This is a genomic window from Cupriavidus phytohabitans (assembly GCF_017815025.1).
Lineage (GTDB): Bacteria > Pseudomonadota > Gammaproteobacteria > Burkholderiales > Burkholderiaceae > Cupriavidus.
The window spans coordinates 19,303-44,491 of record NZ_JAGIQB010000010.1; the positions used below are offsets into that span (position 1 = coordinate 19,303).

Annotated in this window: 19 protein-coding genes; 12 read left to right on the forward strand and 7 right to left on the reverse strand. The window is 68.0% G+C overall.

Annotated features, from left to right (window positions below):
* Positions 1–10 precede the first annotated feature (10 nt).
* The 3 genes from J8I34_RS08935 to J8I34_RS34695 form a co-directional block, all read right to left on the reverse strand.
* Positions 11–862 (reverse strand): STAS domain-containing protein, encoded by an 852-nt coding sequence (locus J8I34_RS08935; protein WP_209768928.1) that lies wholly within the window; start codon positions 860–862, stop codon positions 11–13.
* A gap of 178 nt (positions 863–1,040) precedes the next feature.
* Complete coding sequence (locus J8I34_RS08940) at positions 1,041–3,122, reverse strand: 3-hydroxyacyl-CoA dehydrogenase NAD-binding domain-containing protein (protein ID WP_209805845.1); 2,082 nt, start codon at positions 3,120–3,122, stop codon at positions 1,041–1,043.
* Positions 3,123–3,182: 60 nt separating this feature from the next.
* Positions 3,183–3,776, reverse strand: a complete 594-nt coding sequence (locus J8I34_RS34695) for an MFS transporter (protein ID WP_371748051.1) — start codon at positions 3,774–3,776, stop codon at positions 3,183–3,185.
* Between J8I34_RS34695 and J8I34_RS34700 the strand changes: the two genes are divergently transcribed.
* The 8 genes from J8I34_RS34700 to J8I34_RS08980 all read left to right on the forward strand — a co-directional run bounded on the left by J8I34_RS34700 (position 3,736) and on the right by J8I34_RS08980 (position 13,520).
* Complete coding sequence (locus J8I34_RS34700; RefSeq protein ID WP_245175849.1) at positions 3,736–4,344, forward strand: hypothetical protein; 609 nt, start codon at positions 3,736–3,738, stop codon at positions 4,342–4,344. The genes J8I34_RS34695 and J8I34_RS34700 overlap by 41 nt on opposite strands.
* A gap of 738 nt (positions 4,345–5,082) precedes the next feature.
* Positions 5,083–6,267: an acyl-CoA dehydrogenase family protein gene (locus J8I34_RS08950; protein WP_209805846.1), complete on the forward strand. Its 1,185-nt coding sequence runs from the start codon at positions 5,083–5,085 to the stop codon at positions 6,265–6,267.
* 45 nt (positions 6,268–6,312) lie between these two features.
* A complete protein-coding gene (locus tag J8I34_RS08955; RefSeq protein WP_209805847.1) occupies positions 6,313–7,449 on the forward strand; it encodes an acyl-CoA dehydrogenase family protein in 1,137 nt (378 codons plus the stop codon).
* A gap of 250 nt (positions 7,450–7,699) precedes the next feature.
* Positions 7,700–8,656, forward strand: a complete 957-nt coding sequence (locus J8I34_RS08960) for an ABC transporter permease (RefSeq protein WP_029048254.1) — start codon at positions 7,700–7,702, stop codon at positions 8,654–8,656.
* A complete protein-coding gene (locus tag J8I34_RS08965; protein ID WP_209805848.1) occupies positions 8,656–9,594 on the forward strand; it encodes an ABC transporter permease in 939 nt (312 codons plus the stop codon). The genes J8I34_RS08960 and J8I34_RS08965 overlap by 1 nt, the downstream gene beginning before the upstream one ends.
* Before the next feature lie 73 nt (positions 9,595–9,667).
* Positions 9,668–11,392 (forward strand): ABC transporter substrate-binding protein, encoded by a 1,725-nt coding sequence (locus J8I34_RS08970; protein ID WP_029048256.1) that lies wholly within the window; start codon positions 9,668–9,670, stop codon positions 11,390–11,392.
* 54 nt (positions 11,393–11,446) lie between these two features.
* Positions 11,447–12,424 (forward strand): ABC transporter ATP-binding protein, encoded by a 978-nt coding sequence (locus J8I34_RS08975; protein ID WP_209768918.1) that lies wholly within the window; start codon positions 11,447–11,449, stop codon positions 12,422–12,424.
* Positions 12,411–13,520: an ABC transporter ATP-binding protein gene (locus J8I34_RS08980; protein WP_209805849.1), complete on the forward strand. Its 1,110-nt coding sequence runs from the start codon at positions 12,411–12,413 to the stop codon at positions 13,518–13,520. Before J8I34_RS08975 ends, J8I34_RS08980 begins: the two co-directional genes overlap by 14 nt.
* Positions 13,521–13,544: 24 nt before the next feature.
* Here the strand turns inward: J8I34_RS08980 and J8I34_RS08985 are convergent, their stop codons facing one another.
* Both J8I34_RS08985 and J8I34_RS08990 read right to left on the reverse strand, forming a co-directional pair.
* Positions 13,545–14,789 carry a TetR/AcrR family transcriptional regulator gene (locus J8I34_RS08985; RefSeq protein ID WP_209768907.1) on the reverse strand — a complete coding sequence of 415 codons (1,245 nt, stop codon included), beginning with the start codon at positions 14,787–14,789 and terminating at the stop codon, positions 13,545–13,547.
* 140 nt (positions 14,790–14,929) lie between these two features.
* A complete protein-coding gene (locus J8I34_RS08990; RefSeq protein WP_209805850.1) occupies positions 14,930–15,709 on the reverse strand; it encodes a GntR family transcriptional regulator in 780 nt (259 codons plus the stop codon).
* 118 nt (positions 15,710–15,827) lie between these two features.
* On the opposite strand from J8I34_RS08990, the gene J8I34_RS08995 reads away from it, so the two are divergent.
* The 3 genes from J8I34_RS08995 to J8I34_RS09005 all read left to right on the forward strand — a co-directional run bounded on the left by J8I34_RS08995 (position 15,828) and on the right by J8I34_RS09005 (position 19,057).
* Positions 15,828–16,610, forward strand: a complete 783-nt coding sequence (locus tag J8I34_RS08995; protein ID WP_209805851.1) for an SDR family oxidoreductase — start codon at positions 15,828–15,830, stop codon at positions 16,608–16,610.
* A gap of 60 nt (positions 16,611–16,670) precedes the next feature.
* Positions 16,671–17,603, forward strand: a complete 933-nt coding sequence (gene kce / locus J8I34_RS09000) for a 3,5-dioxohexanoate:acetyl-CoA acetone transferase (RefSeq protein ID WP_209805852.1) — start codon at positions 16,671–16,673, stop codon at positions 17,601–17,603.
* A gap of 146 nt (positions 17,604–17,749) precedes the next feature.
* Positions 17,750–19,057, forward strand: coding sequence for an MFS transporter (locus J8I34_RS09005; RefSeq protein ID WP_029048263.1), 1,308 nt, complete (start codon positions 17,750–17,752; stop codon positions 19,055–19,057).
* A 27-nt stretch (positions 19,058–19,084) separates the two neighbouring features.
* Here the strand turns inward: J8I34_RS09005 and J8I34_RS09010 are convergent, their stop codons facing one another.
* Positions 19,085–23,437 carry a trifunctional serine/threonine-protein kinase/ATP-binding protein/sensor histidine kinase gene (locus tag J8I34_RS09010; protein ID WP_371748052.1) on the reverse strand — a complete coding sequence of 1,451 codons (4,353 nt, stop codon included), beginning with the start codon at positions 23,435–23,437 and terminating at the stop codon, positions 19,085–19,087.
* Entirely contained in the window at positions 23,434–24,093 is a 660-nt protein-coding gene (locus J8I34_RS09015; protein ID WP_209805853.1) for a response regulator transcription factor, read from the reverse strand. Before J8I34_RS09015 ends, J8I34_RS09010 begins: the two co-directional genes overlap by 4 nt.
* A 319-nt stretch (positions 24,094–24,412) precedes the next feature.
* Here J8I34_RS09015 and J8I34_RS09020 point away from each other — a divergent pair, with 319 nt between their 5' ends.
* On the forward strand, positions 24,413–25,099 hold the full coding sequence (locus J8I34_RS09020) for a hydrolase (protein WP_029048265.1): 687 nt from the start codon (positions 24,413–24,415) through the stop codon (positions 25,097–25,099).
* The last annotated feature ends 90 nt before the right edge of the window (positions 25,100–25,189 follow it).

A 25,189-nucleotide genomic window follows, 5' to 3' on the forward strand; every position in this document is an offset into this window, starting at 1 on the left:
TGCCTCCCGGTCAGGCCGGCTGGCGGGTCACGGCGTGCCCCGTCAGCCGCATGGCGGTGGCCAGCGCGTCGGCCAGCGTTGCCTTGGTCACGATGCCTTGCAGGTCGATGCCCAGATGCACGATGGTCTGCGCGATCTGCGGCCGGATCCCGCTGATGATGCTCTCCGCGCCCATCAGGCGGATCGCGGTCACCGTCTTCATCAGGTGCTGGGCCACCAGCGTGTCGACCGTCGGCACGCCGGTAATGTCGATGATGGCCAGTGCGGAGCCGGTTTCGACGATACGCTGCAACAGGGTTTCCAGCACCAGTTGCGCGCGGCTGCTGTCCAGCGTACCGATCAGCGGTACCGCCAGCACCCCTTCCCACAGCTTGATCACCGGCGTCGACAGCTCGAGCAGTTCCTGCTGCTGGCGACGGATGATGTCTTCGCGGCTGCGCTGGTAGGTAGACATGGTCCACTGCGCCATGCGGTCGACGATGGCGGACGCGGCCCAGATCACGTCGATCTGCGCTTCCGGGTTGCTGCGGTCACGCTGCAGCGCCTCGAAAATGGGCCGTTTGAGTGACAGCACGAAGCCGCTGGTCACGTCCGCGGTCTCGCCTTGCGCGGCGCGCGAGGCCGACAAGTGGGCGAGTACCTCGCGCAGTTCGGCGAACGGCGCCTGCTCGAAGCCGCCCGCATCGCCGTTGGCGCGCAAGGCGGCCTGCAGGCTTTGCAGGATGGAGCGCTGCTCGCTGGCAAGGTTGCCGGTGAAGCCCCGGCCGCCGGACAACGACTGGTATTCGGTGGCCCAGCTCTCGGCAATTTTTTCGACTTCGGCGTGCAACAGGCCGGCAAGGCGCTGGTTTTCTGAACGCATAGGGATGGCGAAAGTTGTAAGCGATGCACAGGAGACAAAGTACGCAGTGTCAGTGCATTCTAGGAGAGATTGATAGCTCACTCCACGTTACTTCGCGCCTCACGAAACAAAGTCGGGTGCAGCCATGTGCACTGCCGTGCACGGCTGCGCCCGTCCGGGCCGGTCGTATCCCGGATCGCTATTGCATATCGGCAAACCGCTTGCCGCGCGCCGCCAGGTCTGCCAGCAACGGCGCGGGATGGAATTCCTCGCCAAGCATTTCCTCGTACTGCCGCAGCGTCCGCACTACCTTGTCGAGCCCGATAGTGTCGGCATAGAACATCGGACCGGCCCGGTACACCGGCCAGCCATAACCGTTGTTCCAGATCACATCAATATCGGACGCCCGCAGCGCCTTGCCCTCCTGCAGGATCTTTGCGCCCTCGTTGATCATCGGCAGAACGCAGCGCTCCAGGATTTCCTGGTCGGATACCGCGCGGCGGGTGCGGCCCTGGCGCGCGGCAAAGTCGCGGATCATCTGCTCCACCACCGGCGACGGCCGCGCATTGCGCTGCGCGTCGTAGTCGTAGTAGCCCGCGCCGGTCTTCTGGCCGCGCCGGTCCATCTCGCAAAGGATCTCGCGCAGCGTCGAGCCGGTCGAGCGCTCGCGCACCCAGCCCAGGTCCAGTCCCGCCAGGTCGCTCATCGCGAACGGGCCCATCGGGAAGCCGAAGTCATGCAGCACACGGTCGATGTCCCAGGGCAGCGCCCCCTCCAGCGCCAGCTTCTGCGCTTCGCGCTGCCGCTGCGCCAGCATCCGGTTGCCGACGAAGCCGGGACAGACGCCGACCAGCGCCGCGACCTTGCCGATCTTGCGTGCCAGCTCCATCGAGGTCCGCACCACGGGCTTTGCGGTTTTCTCGCCGCGCACCACTTCCAGCAGCTTCATCACATTGGCCGGCGAGAAGAAATGCAGCCCGATCACGGCCTCTGGACGCGACGTGGCCGCGGCGATCTCGTCGACATCCAGCGCCGAGGTGTTGGTCGCCAGGATGGCGCCCGCCCTGACGATCCGGTCGAGCCGGCCGAACAGTTCCTTCTTGACATCCATGTTCTCGAACACGGCTTCGATCACCAGGTCGGCTTCGGCCAGGTGCTGCAGGTCCAGCGTGGGCGTCAGCAGCGCCATGCGCGCCTCGACATCGGCGGCGCTCAGGCGCCCCTTCTTCATGGTGTTGTCGTAGTTCGCGCGGATGGTGCGCAGCCCGCGGTCAAGCGCCTGCTGCGTGGTCTCGACGATGGTGACCGGCATGCCGGCGTTGAGGAAGTTCATCGCGATGCCGCCGCCCATGGTGCCTGCGCCCACGAAGCCGACTTTGGCCACGGGGATCGGCTGCACATCGGCGCCGATGTCGGGCACGTTCCAGACCTGTCGCGAGGCAAAGAAGACGTAGCGCTGCGCAGCGGACTGCGTGCCCGCCATCAACGCCTGGAACAGCTCGCGCTCGCGCCGCAGGCCCTCGTCAAAGGGCAGCTCGACCGCCGCCTCGATGCAGCGGATATTGGCCTCGGGCGCCTCGAAGCCGCGGAAGCGGCGCGCGTTGGCCTTGCGGAAGGCGGCGAACAGTTCGCCATGGCCGCGCGCGGGCGCAATCCTGTCCTCAAGGTCGCGCACCTTGCGCAGCGGCCGCTTCTCTTCGACGATCCGGCGCGCGAAGGCGATGGCGTCCGCGCGCAGCGTGGCATCGTCGGCGAGCGCATCGAGCAGGCCCATCTCGGCTGCCTCGGGCGCCGGAACATGGGTGCCGTAGGCGACCATCTCCAGCGCCCTTTCCACACCGACCAGCCGGGGCAGCCGCTGCGTGCCGCCGGCGCCCGGCAACAGCCCGAGGTGGACTTCGGGCAGGCCGCATTTCGCACTGCGCGCGGCAATGCGGTAATGGCACACCAGCGCGACCTCCAGCCCGCCGCCGAGCGCGGTGCCATGGATGGCGGCGACTACCGGCTTGGGGCTGTTTTCGATGGCCGCCTGCACCTCGGGCAGCCCGGGCGGCACGAACGGCTTGCCGAACTCGGTAATATCGGCGCCGGCAATGAAGGTCTTGCCGGCACAGGCCAGCACGATGCCCTGCACCGCCGGATCGGCGATGCAGCGCTCGATCCCCTGCAGGATGCCCGCGCGCACGGCGGCGGACAGCGCGTTGACAGGGGGCGAATCGACGGTCAGCACGGCGATATTGCCGTCCACGGCCAGGCTGGTGACTGCGTTGATGGCGGTCATGCAAGCTCCTTGTACTTTCGGGGAGAAAGGGAAAAGGGGAATCGGCCGACCGCGCATGTCTCAGTCAGGCAGGCCGGCCACATGCTCGACGGGCGTGACAGCGCGGTCCGGGCCGGCCCGGCGCGAGCGCGGATCGGCAATGCGAAGTGCCAGCACGAAGGCGGCCAGCTTGACCGCGATGGCAACGACAAAGACCAGCGGGAAGTGCACCGACTGCGCCAGCAGCCCGCCGATCACCGGCCCGACGGCCATCATGCCGAACGTGGCCGTGTCGGAAACCGCCAGCAGCATCGGCCGGTCCTTGCGTGCGCCGAACTCCATCACCAGGTTGTCCGCCGAGATAAAGAAGCCGCCGAAGCCCGCACCCAAACCGCAGAACGCCAGCAGGAAGCCCGGCAGCGTGGCGCACGCCAGCAGCCATGCCGTGGCGGCGATCCACGTGGCGATGCTGGCCAGGAACACCAGCCGGTAGCCATGCCTGTCCGCGACGCGGCCCCAGGCGAGGTTGCTGCCCGTCTGCGCCAGCAGGTAGGCCAGGCTCAGGTACCCGAGCGTGGCGCCATCCAGCCCCAGCAGCCGGCCGGCGTAGATCGCATAGAACGGCATCGCCATCATGCCCAGCGCCACCAGTGCCCGCGCCGCGAAAAAGCGCACGAAATCCCCGGTCGGCTGCCAGCAGCGCCGGCAACTCACGCACGCGCCGGCCAAAGCCGGCGCGCATGCGCACGTCGTGCAGCGCCGGCTCGCGCATGCCCGCCAGCGCCGAGATCCCCAGGCTGGTCAGCACGAAGGCAGCCAGGAAGGTGGCGGCATAGCCATTGCCGAACACGTCATTGCCGACCAGGTAGCGTCCGCCCATCCACGCCACCGCCGCCGCGGTGAGGCCGCCGAAGAAATTGCGCAGCGCCGTCAGGCGCCCGCGCCGCGCCAGCGGGATGATCTTGGAGGTCAGGTAGTTGAAGCTGACGTTCTGCACGCCGTTGAGCAGCCCGAACAGCAGCAGGAACGCTGCCGCGGCCATCAGCGCGCCGCGCCCGCTCAGCAGCAGCGCCGACAGCGCCAGCCCCAGGATCTGGCCGCGCACCAGCCAGCCGACCAGGTAGATCAGCGGCATCACGCGCTGGCGATGCTCGATCAGCGTCGCGCCCCAGATCGACGAGGCGGCCATGCCGGCATATTGCGCAGCGAGCACGAGTCCGACCGTGAGTTTGGAGCCGGATAAGAGGTACAGGTAAGCGGGCACGAAGGTGGGTGCGGTCACCAGCCGGAAGCCGGTCATGCCGAGCATGCCGTGGATCAGGAATGCCCTGGCATTGCGCGGCAGGTGGCGGTCGACATGGTCGCGGAAATTTTGCTCGGCCCGTTGCTGCTCCACCTCCGCGGCTTCGCCCAGCAGCGCGCCGCTCATGCCGGCCTGCGTTGTCACGTCGTCTCCCGCTATGGGTCCGGCCCCAGTGCGATGCCGGATGCATTTTCGTGTTTTTGGTATGGCTACGATAAATGCTAGCACAAGCGTTCGTTTTTCGAGGATGAGGACTTGGCGTGCTTTCGAAATTTCGGCATTGAGACGGCGAGCTGGCGCCGGCAGCGAAGACGCGAGACCGGCCGGGAAGGTGGCAAGGCGGCACAAGCCCTACGATTCTCACCATACATGCCATGAAAATCTCGCATATTTGCCCCGATCTTTGCTGCACCGCATTAGTCCGGCCAGGCCTTGGCGGTGGCTGCCACCGTCCCATCTCCGCCTTGCCTTCCGATCCCCGATGACAGCGACCTGCCGCCCGGTTTAGGTTTTGGAGTATTGACGATGCCAAGTGCGGCTTGTATAAAAGTTCCTGCCGCTGCGTGGCCGTCGACGTTTTTCGAAAAACAAGACTGCTGATGCAGTGCCCCTGATCCTGCCGGCCGCCAGGCAACAGCGCAGGGCACGGGCCCACAGGCGCACAACAAGGAGACGAGCTTGGACGCACTGGAAACGTTCCGGCAGCAGGCACACGCCTGGCTGGAGGCCAATTGCCCCCCTGAGATGCGCCTGCCGATGCAGGACGAGGAAGACATCTGCTGGGGCGGCCGCAAGTTCCGCTATCAGTCAGAAGCGCAGCGGCATTGGCTGCAGCGGATGGCCGAACAGGGCTGGACCGTACCGGAATGGCCGCGCGAGTATGGCGGCGCCGGATTGAGCGCGGCCGAGGCACGGGTGCTGCGCGCCGAGATGCAGCGGCTGAACTGCCGCGTGCCGCTGCAGAGCTTCGGCATCTCCATGCTCGGGCCCGCGCTGCTGAAATATGGCACCGAGGCGCAGAAGCAAGAACATCTTCCAAAGATTGCCCGCGGCGAGATCCGCTGGTGCCAGGGCTATTCCGAACCCAACGCCGGCTCTGACCTGGCCGCGCTGCAGACGCGCGCCGAAGAGCGCGGCGACCATTTTTTGGTCAACGGCCAGAAGATCTGGACGTCGTATGCCGACAAGGCCGACTGGATCTTCTGCCTTGTGCGCACTGATTTCGCGGCGCAAAAGCACACCGGCATCAGCTTCCTGCTGTTCGACATGGCGTCGCCGGGTGTCTCGACCCGTCCGATCGTGCTCATCTCCGGCAAGTCGCCCTTCTGCGAGACCTTCTTCGACGACGTCAAGGTGCCGCGCCACCAGCTCGTCGGCGAGCTCAACGGCGGCTGGGCCATCGCCAAGTACCTGTTGACGCATGAGCGCGAGATGATCAGCGCGATCGGCAGCCGCGGCTTCCGCCAGCCGCTGGGGCGCCATGCCGCCAGGGTCATCGGCGTGGACGAGCGCCATCGGCTCGACGACCCGATGCTGCGCGCGCAGATCGCGCGCTTCGAGGTCGACGAGGCGGCCTTTGCCGCGGCCGGCGAGCGCGCCCGCGACCTGGCGCGGCAAGGCGAAGGCATGGCGGCGTTCTCGTCCGTACTGAAGTACTACGGCGCGGAACTGAACAAGCGGCGCTACGAGCTGCTGATGTCGGCAGGCGGCACCGATGCCCTCGAATGGGAAGGCGCGCGCAGCCAGGAAGGTGCGCTGGCGCGGGCATGGCTGCGCACCAAGGCGAACTCGATCGAGGGCGGCACCAGCGAGGTCCAGCTCAATATCATCGCCAAGCGCCTGCTCGGCCTGCCCGGCGCCTGAGCCGCCGCGTAATCCTCCATGACCCCACATCTGCCAGACGCCGCCATGCCTATCGTACTGACCGACACGCAGGAGATGCTGCGCGACAGCGCCATGACGTTCCTGCAAGAGAACGCCCAGATCTCCGCGCTGCGCACGCTGCGCGACACCCGCGACCCCGTCGGCTTCTCGCGGGAGCTGTGGCAGCGCTGCGCCGCGCTGGGCTTTGCCGGGGTGATGATCGACGAGTCGTACGGTGGCAGTGGCCTTGGCGCGGTCGAGGCCGGCGTGATCGCGGAAGCGATCGGCACCACGCTGGCGCCGCTGCCCTTCCTGTCCACCGCCGTGCTTGGCGCCGCGCTGGTCGGCTTGTACGGCAACGAAGGCCAGCGCAGGGCGCTGCTGCCAGAGATCGCCGCGGGCCGGCACCTGATGGCGCTGGCGCTGGATGAAACCGCCCGGCACCGCCCCGAGCGCATCGCCACGCAGGCGCGGCGCGATGCGGACGGCTATGTGCTCGATGGCGGCAAGGTTTTCGTGGTCGACGGCCACGTGGCCGATACGCAGGTGGTCGCGGCGCGGACGGGCACTGGCGCGGGCGACGGCATCTCGCTGTTCCTGGTCCCGCGCGACCATGCCGGCGTGCAGGTGGAGCGCTGCGTGCTGCCCGATGCCACCAACGCCGCGCGCATCGTCTTCCACGCCGCCAGGGTACCGGCCGATGCGCTGCTCGGCAGCGTGGGCAGCGGCGCGCAGATGCTGGAGCGGGTGCTCGACATCGGCCGCGCCGTGCTGTCGTCCGAGCTGCTCGGCATCGCCGATGCCAGCTTCGCGCGCACGCTGGCCTACCTGAAGGAGCGCAGGCAGTTCGGCAAGGCCATCGGCGAGTTCCAGGCACTGCAGCACCGCGCCGCGCACCTCTTCGCCGAGATCGAGCTCGCCCGCGCCGCCGTGCTGCGTTGCCAGCAGCGGCTCGACGAAGGCCATGCCGATGGCCCCGAGCCGCTGGTCTGCGTGGCCAAGGCCAAGGCCGGCGATACCGCCACGCTGGCGGTGCAGGAAGGCGTGCAGATGCACGGCGGCATCGGCATGACCGATGAATTCGATATCGGCTTCTTCATGAAGCGCGCCCGCACCGCGCAGGAATGGCTGGGCGACGCCAACTGGCAGCTCGACCGCTGGGCCACGCTGCGCGGCTACTGAGCGACTGAGCGACTGAGCGACTGAGCGACTGAGCGATTGAGACAGGCGGCCCCATCCGCAGGGGCCTGCAGGACATCACGCAACACCGAGGCGACAACGGATGCCCCGGTTGCGGCGCCATGCGCCCGCACCGGTCCGACCGCCAGCAAGGAGGCAGCATGTCGGCAAGTCCCTGGGCACCCGTATTCCCGATAGCGACCGCAACGGCTGGCGTCAGGCAGCATTGCCGGCCTCCGCACGGAGGCCTGCAATGAGCGCCTATGTCTTGCGCCGCCTGCTGGCGCTGCTGCCGACGCTGGTCTTCGCCAGCATCATCGTGTTCGCCATCGTGCGGCTGGTGCCGGGCGACGTGGTCGACCTGATGCTGAGCCAGAACGACATCAGCGCCGATACCCGCACCCGCGAAGACCTGGTCCGCGCGCTCGGCCTCGACCGCCCGATGTGGGAGCAGTACCTGCACTGGGTCGGCAATATCGTGCTGCATGGCGACCTGGGCCAGTCGCTGTGGCAAGGCGAGCCGGTGCTGAGGATGGTGATGGCGCGCATCCCCGCGACCTTCTCGCTGGGCGTGCTGGCGCTCGCCGTGGCGCTGACGGTGGCGCTGCCGATCGGCGTGCTGTCGGCGATCCGCCAGGACACGGCGGCCGACTATGTGGCGCGTTCCTTCTCGATCCTGATGCTGGCGGTGCCCAGCTTCTGGCTGGGCACGATGGTGATGGTGTTCCCGTCGGTATGGTGGGGCTGGTCGCCGGAAGTGCGCTACGTCCCCTTCCTGGAAGACCCGGTGCAGCATGTCAGGCAGATGCTGGTGCCGGCCATCGTGCTGGGCATGGCGCTGTCGGCGATCACCATGCGCATGACGCGGACCATGATGCTGGAGGTGCTGCGCCAGGACTATATCCGCACCGCCTGGGCCAAGGGCCTGAACGAGCCCCTGGTGATCCTGCGGCACGCGCTGCGCAATGCGCTGATCCCGGTGGTGACGCTGATCGGCCTGCAGGCGCCCCTGCTGATCGGCGGCGCCGTGGTGATCGAGCAGATCTTCGTCGTGCCGGGCATGGGCTTGCTGCTGCTTGATGCCGTGCACCAGCGCGACTATCCGCTGATCACCGGCGTCTTCCTCGTGGTCGGCGTCGCGGTGATGCTGATCAACCTGCTCGTCGACCTGAGCTACGGCCTGTTCGACCCCAAAGTGAGGCACCGCTGATGGCACCCCCGACCGTCGATCCGCAAGCCGCTTCCGCCACCCTGCCTGGCACGCTGCCTGGCGCCCCGCCCCGCTCCGCCCGGCAACGACAGCCCCGCTTTGCGCTGCTGCGGCGGCTGTTCCGCGACAAGCCGCTGGGCGCCGCCGGCGCGGTGATCTGCGCGGTGTTCCTGTTCTGCGGCGTGTTCGCCGACCTGCTGGCGCCATATGGCATGAACCAGATCAACATGATGGCGCGGCTGCAGCCGCCCTCGTGGGCGCATCCGTTCGGCACTGACAACCTCGGCCGCGACATGTTCTCGCGCTGCCTGTACGGCGCCCGGCTGTCGGTGGTGATCGGGCTGGCGGCGGCGACGCTGGCCACGGCAATCTCGCTGGTGCTGGGCATCCTGACCGGCTACCTGGGCGGCAAGTTCGACCTGGTGGTGCAGCGCATGGTGGACGCGTGGATGAGCTTTCCCGACCTGGTGATCCTGATCGTGGTGGTGTCGGTGCTCGGCCCGGGCAGCTGGCAGATCGTCTGCACGCTCGGCCTGCTGCTCGGCATCGGTGGCTCGCGCATCGTGCGCAGCGCGGTGGTGTCGGTGCGCGAGAACATGTACGTGCATGCGGCGCAGTCGATGGGCGCTTCGACCGGCCGCATCCTGTGGCGCCATATCCTGCCCAATGTGCTGCCGCCGGTGATCGTGCTGTTCACCACGCGCGTGGGGACCGCAATCCTGGCGGAGTCCGGCCTGTCCTTCCTCGGCCTCGGCGTGCCGCCGCCGGCGCCGACCTGGGGCGGCATGCTGTCCGGTGACGGACGCACGTTCATGTTCCAGGGCCCCTGGCTGGCGCTGGCGCCTGGCGTCTGCCTGACGATCGTGGTCTATGCGATCAACGTGTATGGCGACGCCCTGCGCGACCTGCTCGACCCGCGCATGCGGGGCAGCCGCTGAGAACAGCAGATTGACGAGCCGCCGGCGTATCGGGTATCGAGCCGGCACATCATGATCCCCAAAGGAGCAGACGATGGTGCGCAGCGTGAAGACGGACGGCAGGATGACGAGGCGGGCTTGCCTGGCGATGGCGGCGACGGCAATGGCCGCGGCCTTCGCCTGTGGCACGGCAGCCGCCCAGGCGGAAGCGCCGAAGTATGGCGGCACCATCGAAGTCGGCTCGGTCTACCCTACCATCTCCGCCTTGTCGTGGGACCTGGGCGACTGGAACTGGAAGCAGAACTACGACACCGGCCAGGTCTATGAACAGCTCTTCGCCGCCGATCTGTCCAAGGCCCGCCGCAACGGCGGCAAGTACGCCTTCCAGGCCGACGCCTGGCTGCCCGAGGATGCCATCCGCGGCGAGCTGGCCGAGAGCTGGAAATGGACCGATCCGCTCACGCTCGAAGTCAAGCTGCGCAAGAACGTGCGCTTCCCGGCCAAGCCGGGCGTGATGGAAGAGCGAGAGCTGACCGCGGAGGACGTAGTGTTCAGCTACAGCCGGCAGAACGCCAGCGCCAAGAAGATCCCCACCTACTTCGACCACCTGAGCAAGGTCGAGGCCGTGGACAAGCACACGGTCGTGTTCCGCTTCAAGGAGTTCAATGCGGAATGGGACTACCGCTTCGGCTGGGGCTACTACTCCGGCATCATGCCCAGGGAGGTCGCCACCGCGGGCGCGGCGAACTGGAAGAACGTCACCGGCTCCGGCCCGTTCACGCTGAGCCAGTTCGTGCAGGGCAATTCCAGCACATATGCAAAGAACGCGCAGTACTGGGACACCGAGAAGATCGGCGGCAAGGACTACAAGCTGCCCTTTGCCGACAAGGTCATACTGCGCACCGTCAAGGACGAGGCCACCCGCAACACCATGCTGCGCACCGGCAAGCTCGACGTGCTGGAAATGGTGCGCTGGACCGCAGTCGATGAACTGAAGAAGAGCGCGCCGCAGCTCAAGTGGTCACGCTGGCTCTCCTACACCGGGCAGTACCTGGCCCTGCGCGTCGACACCAGGCCGTTCAACGATATCCGCGTGCGCCGCGCCCTGAATATGGCGGTGAACAAGCAGGAAATCGTCAAGCAGTACTACGGCGGCAATGCCGAGCTGTTTGCCTATCCGCAGCACCCGGACTACACCGGCTATTTCGAGCCACTGAGCGCGATGCCGGAATCGGTCAAGGAGCTCTTCACCTACAACCCGGAGAAGGCGAAGAAGCTGCTGGCCGAGGCCGGCTACCCGAAGGGCTTCAAGTTCAAGGTGCAGGTCTGCGCCTGCAGCCAGGACCATATGGAAATGCTGCCGCTGATCGGGGCCTACCTGGAGCAGGTCGGCGTGCGCATCGAGATCCAGCCGATGGAGTACGGCGCCTTCCTGTCGGCGATGACCACCAGGACCAATGCGCCGGGCTACATGATGAGCAACGGCCATACCAACCCGACCACGACGATCCGCAAGAGCTTCGTCGCGGGACAGGTGTGGAACGCCTCGCAATGGAACGACCCCAGGTTCGATGCCCGCGTCAACCAGGCCTTCCAGATGCGCGACCTGGGCAAGCGCCAGGAAGCGTTGCGTGCCATGACCCGCGACATCCTGGCCGAAGCCCCGTATATCTGGCTGCCCACGCCCTACCTGTTCACGGCGTGGTGGCCGTGGGTCAAGAACTACGACGGCGAGCTGCGCGCCGGCGCCGTGCGCAACGGGCCCATCTATGCCAGGGCATGGATCGACCAGGAGATGAAGAAGAAACTCGGGTTCTGACCTCCGCAACGTCAATCCGCACCGTCAACCCGCACTGTCGACAGGAAAGCAACCATGACAGAGCCAATCCTGCAGGTGAAAAACCTGACCACGCGCTTCCGCACCGACCGCGGCGTGGTCACCGCGGTGGACCGGGTCTCGTTCGACGTGGCCGCCGGCGAGACGCTGGCGATCGTCGGCGAGTCGGGTTCGGGCAAGAGCGTGACCGCGCTGTCGATCCTCGGCCTGATCCCGCAGCCACCCGGCGTCATCGAGTCCGGCGAGATCCGTTTCGAGGGACAGGATCTGCTCAGGCTCAGGCCGGCGGCCATGCGCGCCATCCGCGGCAACCGCATCGCGATGGTGTTCCAGGAGCCGATGTCGTCGATGAACCCGGCGCTGACCGTGGGCAAGCAGATCGCCGAGCCGATCCGCGTGCACCAGGGCCGCGCCTGGCGCGACGCCTACGAAGAGGCCGCGGAACTGCTGGCGCAGGTGCAGATCCCGGAGCCGCGCAGCCGCGTCCATGCCTATCCGCACCAGTTCTCAGGCGGCATGCGGCAGCGCGCGATGATCGCGATGGCGCTGGCCTGCAAGCCGAAGCTGATCATCGCGGACGAACCGACCACCGCGCTCGATGTCACCGTGCAGGCGCAGATCCTGGATCTGCTGAAGGGGCTGGCGCAGCAGGCCGGCACGGCGCTGATCCTGATCACGCACGACCTTGGCGTGGTGGCGCGCTATGCCGACCGCGTCGCGGTGATGTACGCCGGGCGGCTGGTGGAGACGGCGACCGCGGACGAACTGTACCGCCATCCCGCGCATCCCTACACGCGCGGCTTGATGGCGTGCGTGCCGCGCCTGGACGGCGACACCAGCCAGCCGCTGGTGCCGATCGACGGCCAGCCGCCAGACCTTACCGCGCTGGGCCCGGGCTGCGCTTTCCTGCCGCGCTGCCGGCTGGCGCAGGACCAGTGCCGGCAGGCGCCGCCCGAGCTGCGCGCGGTTTCCGACCAACATCTCAAGGCTTGCTTCCTCCATGACGCACATTGACACGCCCCTGGCGCGCAGCGTCGCGGCGCCTGAGCGCGCCGAACGCACGGATTGCACGCATGGCAGCGCAAGCGCCGAGGCCCCGGCCAATTCTCAATCGCGCCAACCGCTCCAGTCTGACGACGTGATCCTGAAGGTCGAAGACCTGAAAGTCCATTTCCCCGTGACGCGCGGCGTGCTGCTCAAGCGCCAGGTCGGCTCGGTCAAGGCGGTCGACGGCGTCTCGTTCACGCTGCGCCGCGGCGAGACGCTGGGGCTGGTGGGCGAAAGCGGCTGCGGCAAGTCCACCACCGGGCTGGCCATCATGAAGATGCTGCCCGCCAGCGCGGGACGGATCGCCTTCGACGGCGAGGACCTGGCCGGCTTCAGCGGCGCGCGCGAAAAACGCTTCCGCCGCAGCGTGCAGATGGTCTACCAGGATCCGTTCGCGTCGCTGAACCCGCGCATGAAGGTGCGCGACATCATTGCCGAGCCGCTGCAGGTGCATGGCCTGGCCGGCGACCGTACCGCGCTGCAGGCGCGCGTGGCCGAGCTGCTCGACATGGTCGGCCTGCTGCCCTACATGGCCGACCGCTACCCGCACGAATTCTCGGGCGGCCAGCGGCAGCGCATCGGCATCGCGCGTGCGCTGGCGTTGAAACCGAGCCTGATCGTCTGCGACGAGCCGGTGTCGGCGCTGGACGTGTCGATCCAGGCGCAGGTAGTCAATGTGTTCATGGCGCTGCAGCGCAGCCTGGGCCTGTCCTACCTGTTCATCGCCCATGACCTGGCTGTGGTGCGCCATATCAGCGACCGCATCGCGGTGATGTACCTGGGGCGCATCGTCGAGATCGCGACCCGGCACCAGCTCTACGCCGAGCCGCGCCATCCGTACACACGCGCGCTGCTGTCCGCGGTGCCGGTGGCCGACGTGCGCGCCGAACGCCAGCGCCAGCGCATCGTGCTGCAGGGCGAAGTCCCCAGCCCGATGCATCCGCCTTCGGGCTGCCGCTTCCATACGCGCTGCCCTTCGGCAATGCCGCAGTGTCGCAGCGCCGACCCGGTGCTGCGCGACCACGGCGACGGGCAGATGGTGGCCTGCCATCTGTACGGCTGACAGCAGGCAGGCGACAAACACGGCTCAGCGCAGCAGGCCCATCATCATGGGCCGCACGAACAGCTCGGCGGCGTTGTCAGAGGTGGCGTCGCGGACCCAGCGGCGCAGCTCGACCGCGGCGTTGATCATGCCGTGCACCTGCAGCGCGGCGATCGACTGGTCCAGCGGCCGGATCGAACCGTCCTGCATGCCTTGCACCAGGAAGCGGACAAAGCGCGTCGACAGCCGCGCCATGTCCTGCATCTTGGCGACGCGCATCTCTTCCGGCAGCGCCCCGTAGATGGTCAGCCGCAGCAGTGGCCCCTGGCTGGAGAACTGGTAATGCACCAGCGCGCGCGACACCGCGCACAGCTTGTCCCAGCCGGTGCCTGGCATCTCGTCGGCCAGCGTCTGGGTATCGCGGATCACCGCCGACATGCGGTCGAAGCAGGCGGAGATCAGGTCGTCCTTGTTCTCGTTGTGATGGTAGAACGCGCCCTTGGTCAGGTTCAGCCGTGCCGAGATCCGGTCCGCCGAGGCGCCACGGTAGCCCTGCTCGTTCAGCAGCTCGGTGGCGGCGCGCAGGAATGCCTGCTGCGTCGTTTCCGGCTGGCCCAGCGTGGGCAGCAGCGCTTCGACATCCAGATCCGGCTGCCATGCGGTGCCGGGCGCGGCAATGCCGTTTAGCACGATGTCCGCCAGCGTCTGCGCGACCTTGGGATAGTCCGCGGGTTCGTAGCGTTCGATCCAACTCATCGCGCCGCTGGTCAGCGACAGCAGCAGGTGGGCCCGCGCGCTCAGCGCGCTGCGCTGTGCCGGGTTCTGTGCCGGATCGGCGGGCGGGGCATCCCGCAGCAGCCCGCGGATCTGCCGGAACATGTCGTTGTAGGCGGAGAACGCCACGTCGGCATGGCTGGCCGGCAGCGCGCGGATCTCGCGGAAACTCATCAGCTCGGGCCGCTCGCCTGCCGCGGTGCGCGCCAGCCGCGCGACAAACAGCGCGATGAAGGCGGCAACGCGCTCGCCGGCGCTGCCGTGCCGCGAAGCCGCGCCGGCCAGGCCGCGCATTTCCTCGATGGTGCGCATCAGGCAGGCCAGCACCAGGTCTTCTTTCTTGCGGAAGTAGTACGTGATGCTGTTGGTGTTCAGCCCCACCAGCTGGCCGACGTCCGACAGCGTCGTGCCGCGCACGCCCTTGCGGTTGAACAGCGCCGCGGCGGCATCGAGGATGCCTTCGCGCTTTTCGACATAACGGCGGGTCTGCCTGGCTTCCGACTGGTCCGTGAGCATGAGCGGTCCGGCTACGCGGATGGGCGAACCGGTTTTTCGAAGATACGGTGCCAGGGATTATAGGTGCGGGTATAGCGCGAGAGATATTGGGATGTTCCCGCTTTGCCGCACGTACCGTATTGTTGAAGCGATCAGGACGACTACGAAGCCGCCTTCGGCCGCGCCCTGGCCGCCCGCTGCACCGGCGCCAGCATGGCCGCGGCAGGCCCGATACCGTCCGCATTGACCAGCACGCCCGCCGACACGATGTAGGCCGCCGCGCTCTCGATATCGCCGCGCAGCGCCGCGCAGGCCGCTTCGCTGTCGTGCCCGCGCAGGGCCTCGACCAGCTTGTCGTGATGCTTGACGGCGACGCGCTCATCCACGCGGCGCGATCCGGAACGCAGGTCGTGGTTGAGGATCGGCCCGATGCGCAGCCACTGCGACTCGATCATCTGCAGCAGGATCGGCATCCTTGCCGCCGCATAGACGGCAAAGTGGAACGCCTGGTTGGCGGCGATGACCGCGGCGCCGTCGGGCCGATCCTTCGACATCTCCGCCGCAAACCGGCTGCGCAGCGACTCGACCCGCGCCAGTTCGGCATCGGTGATGCGCTCGGCGGCGGTGGCCGTCGCCAGCCCCTCCAGCTGGATCCGGATCTTGGTGATTTCCTCGAACTGGCTGACGCTCATCCGCGGCACGCGCAGCGCCCGGTTGGGCGTCAGTTCCAGCGCCTGCTCGGCGACCAGGCGGTGGACCGCCTCGCGCACCGGCATCACGCTCACGCCCAGCGCTGCCGCGATATTGCGCAGCGAAATCTGCTCCCCCGGCATCATCTGGCCAGTAATCAGCAGCTCGCGCAGCTGTGTGTAGACATCGCGGCTCAGCGTCTGGCGGGTCAGCGGCGTTACGAGTTCGTTCAGGGGCATGCGGCGAAGCATACCACATAGGGTAATCCGCTATATGCGATCTGTGATCACAGTTTTAATCTTGCTTCCGAAGGCAGGCACTGGCCTGTCGCATGGACTTGTAAGCACTGGAAGCAAGGAGAGCGGATACATGTGGAAGGATGAATCGCTGGCGGGCAAGCGCGTACTGGTGACCGCCGGGGCGGATGGAATCGGCCTGGAGGTCACGCGGGCCTTCGTCGAAGCCGGTGCCCGCGTCGCGGTATGTGATGTGTCGGGCGCGAGCCTGGAGCGGATTGCGGCGGAACTGCCCGGCGTGCTGGCGGTCAGGGCCGATGTGTCCCGCGAGGACGATGTCGAAGCGCTGTTCCGGGCGATCGATGCGGGGCTGGGCGGCCTCGATGTGCTGGTCAACAACGCCGGCGTGGCCGGCCCGACCGGCGGCGTCGAAACGCTGTCGCTGGCCGACTGGGAGCGCTGCCTCGCCGTCAACATCACCGGCCAGTTCCTGTGCACCCGCGCCGCGGTGCCACGCCTGCGCAAGGGGCACGCGCCGGCGATCGTCAACCTGTCCTCGGCGGCCGGCCATCTCGGCATGCCGGGCCGCAGCGCCTACTCCGCGTCGAAATGGGCCGTGGTGGGCTTTACCAAGTCGCTGGCGCTGGAGCTGGGCGCGGATGGCATCCGGGTCAACACGGTGCTGCCCGGTGCGGTCGACGGCCCGCGCATCCGCGCGGTGATTTCAGCCAAGGCGGAATCGCTCGGCAAGCCGCTCGACGAAGTCACGCGCAACTACACGTCGCAGGCGGCGCTGGGCCGCATGGTGACGATGCGCGATATCGCCAACATGGTGCGCTTCGCGTGCAGCGACCAGGCGGCGAACGTACACGGCCAGGAACTGGTCGTCGACGGACTGACCCAGGCCCTCAGCTAAGGCGCCCTGCCCTGCACGGGCTGCCTGCATTTCCGAACAACGCCAGACCAGGGAACCACCATGGCCAAACGAGCCAAAGCCATCATCACCTGCGCGCCGACCGGCGCCATCCACACCCCGAGCATGTCGCCGCACCTGCCGGTGACCGCCGACGAAATCGCGCAGGCGGCCATCGACGCCGCGCGCGCCGGCGCCGCCATCCTGCATCTGCATGCGCGCGATCCCAAGGACGGGCGCCCGTCGCAGGATCCCGAGCTGTTCCGCCCCTTCCTGGCAAAGATCAGCGCCGAGACCAATGCGGTGATCAACATCACCACCGGCGGCAGCCCGCACATGACGGTGGAAGAACGCATGCTGCCGGCCACGACCTTCAAGCCGGAGCTGGCCTCGCTCAACATGGGCTCGATGAATTTCGGCCTGTTCCCGATGCTGGAGCGCTTCAGGGACTTCCGCCACGACTGGGAACGCGAACACCTGGAGAACAGCCGCAACCTGATCTTCAAGAACACCTACCAGGATATCGAGAACATCCTGCGCATCGGCAATGCCAACGGCACGCGCTTCGAGTTCGAGTGCTATGACATCAGCCACCTGTACAATCTGCGGCACTTCTTCGACCGCGGCCTGGTCAAGGGCCCCGTGTTCATCCAGTCCGTGTTCGGCATCCTGGGCGGCATCGGCCCCGATCCCGAAGACCTGATGCATATGCACCGCACCGCGCAGCGCCTGTTCGGCGACCAGTTCCGCTGGTCGATCCTCGGTGCCGGCCGCAGCCAGATCCCGCTGGCAACGATCGGCGCGGCGATGGGGGCCAATGTACGCGTCGGCCTGGAAGACTCCCTGTGGATCGGCCCGGGCCAGCTGGCGGCATCGAGCGCGGAGCAGGTCACGCGCATCCGCACCGTGCTGGAAGCGCTGAACATCGACGTGGCCACCCCGGACGAAGCCCGCGACATCCTCGACCTCAAGGGCGCGGCAGGCACCGCGTTCTGAACGCCGGCGGGGCCGCAGCAGGCAGGCTACGGCCACCATCGACACCCGCCATCCACTGGCGGGCACCGAAGACATCAACCAGGCAGAACGGCAGCCGCGCGACCCGCGAGGCGCAGCGCCGTATCCGCCCAACGGAGACCACGTTCATGCAGACCGTACCCGCCCCCGGCGCGCCATCGCTGGCCGCGCCGACAGACCGCCCGCTGACCGGGCTGCTGTTCCGCAAGCTCATGCCCCTGCTGGTGCTGTCGTATGTGATCAGCTTTCTCGATCGCACCAACATTGCGCTGGCCAAGACCCATATCGCCGTCGACCTGAACATCTCGGCGGCCGCCTACGGCCTCGGCGCGGGCCTGTTCTTCCTCAGCTATGCACTGCTCGAAGTCCCGAGCAACCTGATCATGCATCGGGTCGGGGCGCGCTTCTGGATCACCCGCATCATGGTGACGTGGGGCCTGCTGTCCGCGGCGATGGCCTTTGTCCAGGGCGAAACGTCCTTCTACATCATGCGCGTGCTGCTCGGCGCGGCCGAAGCGGGCCTGTTCCCCGGCGTGATGCTGTACCTGACCTACTGGTTCGGCCGCGAGGACCGTGCGCGGGCGGTCGGCTATTTCCTGCTGGGCGTCTGCATCGCCAACATCGTCAGTGGTCCGCTCGGCGGCGCACTGCTGGGCATGGAAGGCATCTGGGGCTTCAAGGGATGGCAATGGATGTTCGTGCTGGAAGGCCTGCCGGCCGTGTTCCTGGCCGCGGTGGTGTGGAAGAAGCTTCCCGACGGCCCGGAAAGCGCGCCGTGGCTGACGACGGCGCAGGCGCAGCAGGTCCGCCGACAACTGGCCGCGGAAGCCGCCGACGGCAGCGCCGGCACGGGCGGCCACTCGTTCCTGGGTGCCATCCGCGATCCGCAGGTCTGGCTGGCGATCTTCATCTACTTCTGCCACCAGATCGCGATCTACACGGTGATCTTCTTCCTGCCGGGCATTATCGGCACGTACGGCAAGCTCACGCCGCTGGAGATCGGGCTGCTCAACTCGCTGCCCTGGATTGCCGCAGCCATCGGCGCCGCCTGGCTGCCGCGGCATGCCAACACCCCGCAGCGCGGACGCCGCCTGCTGTGCCTGGGCCTGGCCGTGATGGCGGCCGGCCTGCTGGTTGCCGCGTTCGCGGGCCCGGTGCTGGCACTGGTCGGCTTCTCGATGACGGCGCTGATGTTCTTTGTGGTGCAGTCGATCGTGTTCCTGTTCCCGTCGTCGCGGCTGACGGGCGTGGCGCTGGCGGGCGGGCTGGCGCTGATCAATACCTGCGGCCTGGTCGGCGGCTTTATCGGGCCGTCGACGATGGGGCTGATCGAGCAGGCGACCGGCAGCACGCGCAACGGGCTGGTGATCATGGCCGTACTGCTGCTGGTGGCGTGCGCGGTGGCGCCTCGGCTGCGCCAGGGGCAGGAGCGCTGAGCCCGCGGTGCACGGGCCCTCAGGGGTTCAGGGCTCGTGCGCTGCCGCCGGCCCTGCCGGTGCCGACGGGTGGAGCACCGGCAGCCGGAACATGAACTCGCTGCCGCCGCCGCGGCGGCGCCTGGCTACCAGCGTGCCGCCGTGTGCCTCGACGATCGAGCGGCAGATCGCAAGCCCCATCCCCATGCCGTCGCCCTTGGTGGTGAAAAAGGCGTCGAAGATCCGCGGCAGCACGTCTTCGCCAATGCCGGTCCCGCGATCCTGCACGCTGACCACCACCATCTCCTGCTCCTGCTGCTCGCGGTATGAAGCCACCAGCAGCTCACGCTGCTCGACCGGCGTGTCGGCCATGGCGTCGAGCGCATTGGTGACCAGGTTGAGCACTACTTGCTGGAGCTGCACGCGGTCCGCCTCGACCTGCGTGGCGCCGGCAGCCAGCCGGGTCACGATCCTGACGTTGTGCGCGTCCAGTTCGGGCCGCACCATCACCAGCACCTCGCGCAGCACCTCGTCCGGCGAAAGCGGCGCGAGCGCCGCGGGGGCCTGCCGCGCCAGCGAGCGCAGCGCACGCACGATGTCGGCGGCGCGCAGCGCATGCTGGCGGATAAAGGCAAGGCCCTCCAGCGCCTCGCCGAGTTCCGGCTGCGGCCGCTGCAGCCAGCGCGCGCTGGCATCGACGGTCGCGACAATGGCAGTCAGCGGCTGGTTGACTTCATGGCCGATCGACGCCGCCAGCGTGCCCATCACGGTCAGGTGCGAGGTGCGGGCCAGCTCGGCGCGCGCATCGCGCAGGCTGATCTCGGCGGCCACCCGACGGTTGTTCTCGCCGATCAGCTGCTCATACAGGCGCGCCGTTTCCAGCGAGATCGCGACCTGCGGCGCCAGCATTTCCAGTTCGGCAACGTGGTTCGCGCCGAACACGCCCGGGGCGTTGTTGTTCTCCAGGTAAACCGCGCCGATCAGGCTGTGTCCGCGCACCAGCGGCAGGCACAGCACCGAGCGCACCCCGCTGTCGATGGCGGCCCTGGTGCGGATCGACGGCGCGTCTACCATGGCGTCGGCGAGCACCAGCGTCTGGCGCGTGCGCAGCACGCTGCTGAGCACCGCCAGCGGCAGCGCGTGCTCGGTGGGCGGCGCCGAGCCAAGTGCCACCGTCACCTTGCCGTCGAGCACGCGGCCCGACGCTTCGATCATGGGCGCGCCGTCCCGCATCAGCACCAGCAGGCCGTAGCGGGCACCAGCATGCAGGATCACAGTGCTCAGCAGGCTCTCGACCAGCCGATCCATCACGATCTCGCTGGACAAGGCACGCGCCGCCTGCCTGCCGAGTTCCCAGCCGGCTACCGGCGACGTGGGGGGCGTGGGCGGCGCCGGCGTGTCGCCGGCAGCAGGCGCATCGAGTTGCGGATATTGGACGGCCAGCAGCGTCGCCTTGTGTTCGGCGCCCCAGCGCTGGTAGCACGCGCGCGCCACAGCCAGGTGCTGCCGGGCAGCCGTATGCAGGCCGTGCCGGGCGCACAGCATGCCGGCCAGTTCGTGGGCCAGCGCCTGCTCATGCACGAAGCCGGCCGCCGCTGCCGCCTCGGCCGACTGCTCGTAACAGGCCAGCGCGCGCAGCGGATCGCCATCCGCCTGCGCCAGCGCGGCATCGGCCAGCAACAGCTTGTTGCGGAACGTCAGCGGGTTGAGCGCTGCCCAGCGCGCGAAGCAGGCGCGGTGGGCAGCGATGTCGGCGGCGGCCTGCGGTGCCTGCGCGTGCGCCAGCGCAATGCTGAGGAACAGGCGGCAGTCGGCCACGTTGATATGCGCCGGCGCGGACCAGATCAGCGTCTCGGCGTGGCGCAGGCTGTGCACCGCTTGCGCCCACTGCCCCAGGAACACCGCGGCCATGCCGTCGTACAGGTAGATCCAGAAGCGGGTCGGCAGCGAGTTGCTGCGTGCCAGCCGTTGCGCGGCGGTCCCGCAGTGTGCGGCTTCCTCATGCCACCCGCTGCTTTCGCCGTCCTCGCCGCCCTTGCCGCCCTTGCCACCCTTGCCGCCTTCGTCGCCCACGCGCAGCCGCTGCACGAGATGCAGCTGCGAATGCAGGATCAGTTCGATGTCCCGGTACTGGACCTGGCGCGTCAGCGCCAGGCCGCGCGCGATCTCTTCCGCCACCAGGCACAGCTGCTCGCCCATGACCAGCAGGTCGGACGCGATATGGTTACAGGCATAGCAGGCCATGCCGATGTCGCCGGAGGCGCGCCCCAGGGTCACGGCTTGCTGCGCGTGGCTCAGCGCATACGACAGCGGACGCGTCCACGCGCTGACCTGGTCCACCGCGACCAGGGTGGCGATGCGTCCCGCTTCATAGCCATGGTGGTCGATCAGCGCCATCGCGGCCTGCCCGTACGCCAGCCCGTCCTCGTACTTCTCGTACAGGCTGGCGATAAACACGCCAAACCATGACAGGCCGTACGGAGACTCCGGCGTGGCGCCATGGTCGAGGGTCAGCTCGACCATCTTGGCCACGTGCAGGAAGCTGATGCCATCGCGCACGAACAGCGAAGAAATCAGCGTGGAGAGCAGCCCCATCACGGCATGGATGCGCGCGTCTCCGGTGGCGGGCAATGACGCCAGGCTGGCGATCGGGCGCGTGCCCAGCGCGGCGCGCACGGCGTCACAGGCGTCGCGCATGCGCTGCGCGGAAGGCGCGCGCTCCAGGTGTACATCGAGCAGCGCCAACCCGGCCAAGGCAGCGTTGATCGCGCCTTCGTAGTCCGAGCGCACGGTCTGCAGGCTGGCGCGGAGACGGTACACGGCGGCCTGGTCGAGCGCGTTTTGTGCGCGCGCCAGCAGCGCGTCGATCCCGTCCGAGGCGGCATCGAGCCGGGCCTGTGCCAGCAGGCATTCGCAACGCAGCAGGTCGACGGCGTAAGCCTGCGCGTAGTGCGCATCCCACCAGTCCGGCCGCATCAGCGCCTGTGCCGTGTCCATGTAGTGCAGCGCCTGGCCGATCGCGCCGGAGCGCCAGGCGCGCCGCCCCCCCACCAGCAGCACCTCGACGAAGGCGACGCGCTGCGGCATCGGCAACGCCTGGCTCGCACGGACGGCCACGCGCTCGATCTGGTTGCAGATCTCGAACGCATGGTCCGCCAGCGCGCCGCGCCAGTGTCCGATCATGATCTGCGCGATGCGTGCGTGCTCGGCGGGACGCGCGTGCGGCTCGATCATCGAGTACGCGGATTCAAGCACGCGGTCATGCTGGAACGCGTAGCCGCACGGCGCCTGCACCAGCAAGCCGGCCTCGACGAACGGTTGCAGCCGGCTGGCCAGCTGTGCGGCGCTGACGTCGGCCACGCGGGCCAGCAGGCCGGCATCGCCGCGCAGTCCGACGCAGGCGAGCTGTTGCAGCAGTTCGGTTCCGGCGCGCGGCAGCCTGGCAAAGCGCCGGATCATCAGGTCGACGACGTTGCTGGTGTAATGCTGGTCGTCGACCTCGGCGGCATGCCAGTCCCAGCCAGTGCCGCCGGCCTGCCTGGTCAGTACACCGTCGTCGACCAGCGTGCGCAGCAACTGGTAGGAAAAGAACGGATTGCCCGCGGTCCTGTCGTGCACTGCGTGCGCCAGCGCCGCGATACGCGCGGGCGGCTCGTCGAGCGCGGCGCCGACCAGCTCGGCCAGGTCATCGGGTACCAGAGGCCTGACGGCGATGCGCGTGACCGCCAGCGCGCGGTTCGCATGCAGCAGCCACGAGAAGCGTTGCTCGACATCCTGGCCGTGGTCCCGGTACGCGGCGATCAGCAGGATGCCGCCGGGAGGCTGCAGGGTGAAGGTCTCCAGCAGCGCAATGGTAAATGCATCGGCCCACTGCAGGTCATCGAGGAACAGGACCAGTGGCATGCCCGGCGCGGCAAAGGCGGCAAAGGTTGCCAGCAGCGCGGCCTGCGCGCGGGCCTGTGCCTGCTGCGCGGGCACGTTGGCCAGCGGCGCCGTGCGGCCCAGCACCTGCTCGACCTCGGGCACGAGTTCGGCCACCGCCTTGCCCTGCCCCGCCAACGCGCCGAGCCAGCGTTCGCGCATTGGCGCAATCGTGGCCGGCGGCGCGTCCAGCAAGCCGAGCGCAAGCGCGTGGATGGCCTGCGCCACAGGCGCATACGGAATCTCGAGCTGGAGCTGGTCGCTCTTGCCGGCGGCAATGCGGGCGCCGGTCTGCGCGGCGGCCTGGAGCGAGAAGGCGTTGGCCAGCGCGGACTTGCCGGTGCCGGCGGCGCCGGCAATCAGCACCAGCTCGGATTTGCCGCCCTGGCACACGCGGCCCAGCGCGTTGGTCAGCAGCGCCATCTCGCGGGCGCGCCCGACCAGGCGCGCCGGTGCCCGCAACGCCGGCTTGTCCGTCACTGGCCGGCCTGGCAGAGGCCGAGCTGCTGTGCCATCAGCACCAGTTCAGCAAAGGTGCGCGCCTTCATCTTGCGCATGGCCTGCCCGCGATGGATCTTGACCGTAACCTCGCTGATGCCGATCTCGGCCGCGATCTGCTTGTTCAGCAGGCCGGACACCGCCAGCCCCATGACCTCGGCCTCGCGCGGCGAAAGGGTTTCGTAGCTGGCGCGCAATCCGTCTGACTTGCGCGCGCCTTCGCGACGCAGGCGGTCCTTGGCCAGCGCAGCGCCCACCGCGTCGAGCAGGTCCTGTTCGCGGTACGGCTTGGGAATGAAGTCCACTGCGCCCGCTTTCATCGCGGCCACGCTCATCGCAATGTCGCCGTAGCCAGTCATGAAGATGATGGGCAGCGGCACGCCCATGCGGGCCAGCCGGCCCTGCAGGTCCAGGCCGCTGGGGCCGCGCAGCCTGACGTCGAGCACCAGGCAGCACGGCGTATTCGGCAATGGAAAGGCAAGCAGCTCCGCGGCGGACTCGAACAGCACCGCGCCCAGGCCGACCGAGCGGAACAGGTTGCTGAGCGCATGGCGCACGCCGGCATCGTCGTCGACGACCAGTACGGTCGCGTCATCGCAGGCACTGTCTTCGGCAGGCTCCAGGCTTTGGGATGTCACGGTCTGATCTCCAGTCCACGCGTGCGAGGCCGCACGAGCAGCGGATTATAACCGCGGGCCGTCATCGGCAATGGACCGCCTTGAGCCCAGGTGAGATGCACGGGTCACTCATACCATGGTGTTAGTCCCGCGCGCACCGGCGCCGGACCGCTCGCCCGCTTCCTGTGCAAGCGCCGCCCGGCCGACTAATACCTTCATGCAATGGCGATGGCTGCGCCTACAGTCTAGTCTTGTTATCCGGGCCGCGCTGCCGTGCCGTCTGCCGGCGGCCACCTCCCGCCTACGCCTGCTCAAACCCCTTGCCCCGAGGATCGACACCATGTCTAACCCGAAGCTCGAAGTCCTGACCCCGCAAAACAGCCAGCTGATCATCATCGACCACCAGCCGCAGATGGCCTTCGGGGTGCAGTCGATGGACCGACAGGCCATGAAGAACAACGTCGTCGGCCTGGCCAAGGCCGCAAAGATCTTCAATATCCCGACCACCATCACCACGGTCGAAAGCGAATCGTTCTCCGGCTACACCTATCCCGAGCTGCTCGACGTGTTCCCCGGGCAGAAGACGCTGGAGCGCACCTCGATGAACTCGTGGGACGACCAGAAGGTCCGCGACGCGCTCAAGGCCAACGGCCGCAACAAGGTGATCGTCGCCGGCCTGTGGACCGAGGTCTGCAACACCACCTTCGCGCTGTGCGCGATGCTGGAGGGCAACTACGAGATCTACATGGTGGCCGATGCCTCCGGCGGCACCAGCAAGGAAGCCCACGACTACGCCATGCAGCGCATGGTCCAGGCCGGCGCGGTGCCGGTGACCTGGCAACAGGTGCTGCTGGAATGGCAGCGCGACTGGGCGCACCGCGACACGTATGACGCCGTGATGAAACTGGTCAAGGAACATTCCGGCGCCTACGGCATGGGCGTCGACTACGCTTACACCATGGTGCACAAGGCGCCGCAGCGCACCGCCACGCCGCACGAGTCGGTGGCGCCGGTGCCGGCGCGCTGATCCCGGCATCCCCCGATGCCCGCTTGCGCGCGCCCACGACGGCCGGCGCGCAAGCCTGCTTCCCAGGCACCGGCAAGGTGCCTTCTTCCA

What these genes read in the sequence shown, in the direction of transcription:
- J8I34_RS08980 (WP_209805849.1), top strand. Translation starts at nt 12,411, where the DNA reads ATGACGCACATTGACACGCCCCTGGCGCGCAGCGTCGCGGCGCCTGAG.
- kce (WP_209805852.1), top strand. Translation starts at nt 16,671, where the DNA reads ATGGCCAAACGAGCCAAAGCCATCATCACCTGCGCGCCGACCGGCGCC.
- J8I34_RS08940 (WP_209805845.1), bottom strand. Translation starts at nt 3,122, where the DNA reads ATGACCGCCATCAACGCAGTCACCAGCCTGGCCGTGGACGGCAATATC.
- J8I34_RS08965 (WP_209805848.1), top strand. Translation starts at nt 8,656, where the DNA reads ATGGCACCCCCGACCGTCGATCCGCAAGCCGCTTCCGCCACCCTGCCT.
- J8I34_RS08975 (WP_209768918.1), top strand. Translation starts at nt 11,447, where the DNA reads ATGACAGAGCCAATCCTGCAGGTGAAAAACCTGACCACGCGCTTCCGC.
- J8I34_RS34700 (WP_245175849.1), top strand. Translation starts at nt 3,736, where the DNA reads ATGCCCAGCGCCACCAGTGCCCGCGCCGCGAAAAAGCGCACGAAATCC.
- J8I34_RS08960 (WP_029048254.1), top strand. Translation starts at nt 7,700, where the DNA reads ATGAGCGCCTATGTCTTGCGCCGCCTGCTGGCGCTGCTGCCGACGCTG.
- J8I34_RS08990 (WP_209805850.1), bottom strand. Translation starts at nt 15,709, where the DNA reads ATGCTTCGCCGCATGCCCCTGAACGAACTCGTAACGCCGCTGACCCGC.
- J8I34_RS08970 (WP_029048256.1), top strand. Translation starts at nt 9,668, where the DNA reads ATGGTGCGCAGCGTGAAGACGGACGGCAGGATGACGAGGCGGGCTTGC.
- J8I34_RS08935 (WP_209768928.1), bottom strand. Translation starts at nt 862, where the DNA reads ATGCGTTCAGAAAACCAGCGCCTTGCCGGCCTGTTGCACGCCGAAGTC.
- J8I34_RS08995 (WP_209805851.1), top strand. Translation starts at nt 15,828, where the DNA reads ATGTGGAAGGATGAATCGCTGGCGGGCAAGCGCGTACTGGTGACCGCC.
- J8I34_RS08985 (WP_209768907.1), bottom strand. Translation starts at nt 14,789, where the DNA reads ATGCTCACGGACCAGTCGGAAGCCAGGCAGACCCGCCGTTATGTCGAA.
- J8I34_RS08955 (WP_209805847.1), top strand. Translation starts at nt 6,313, where the DNA reads ATGCCTATCGTACTGACCGACACGCAGGAGATGCTGCGCGACAGCGCC.
- J8I34_RS09005 (WP_029048263.1), top strand. Translation starts at nt 17,750, where the DNA reads ATGCAGACCGTACCCGCCCCCGGCGCGCCATCGCTGGCCGCGCCGACA.
- J8I34_RS09020 (WP_029048265.1), top strand. Translation starts at nt 24,413, where the DNA reads ATGTCTAACCCGAAGCTCGAAGTCCTGACCCCGCAAAACAGCCAGCTG.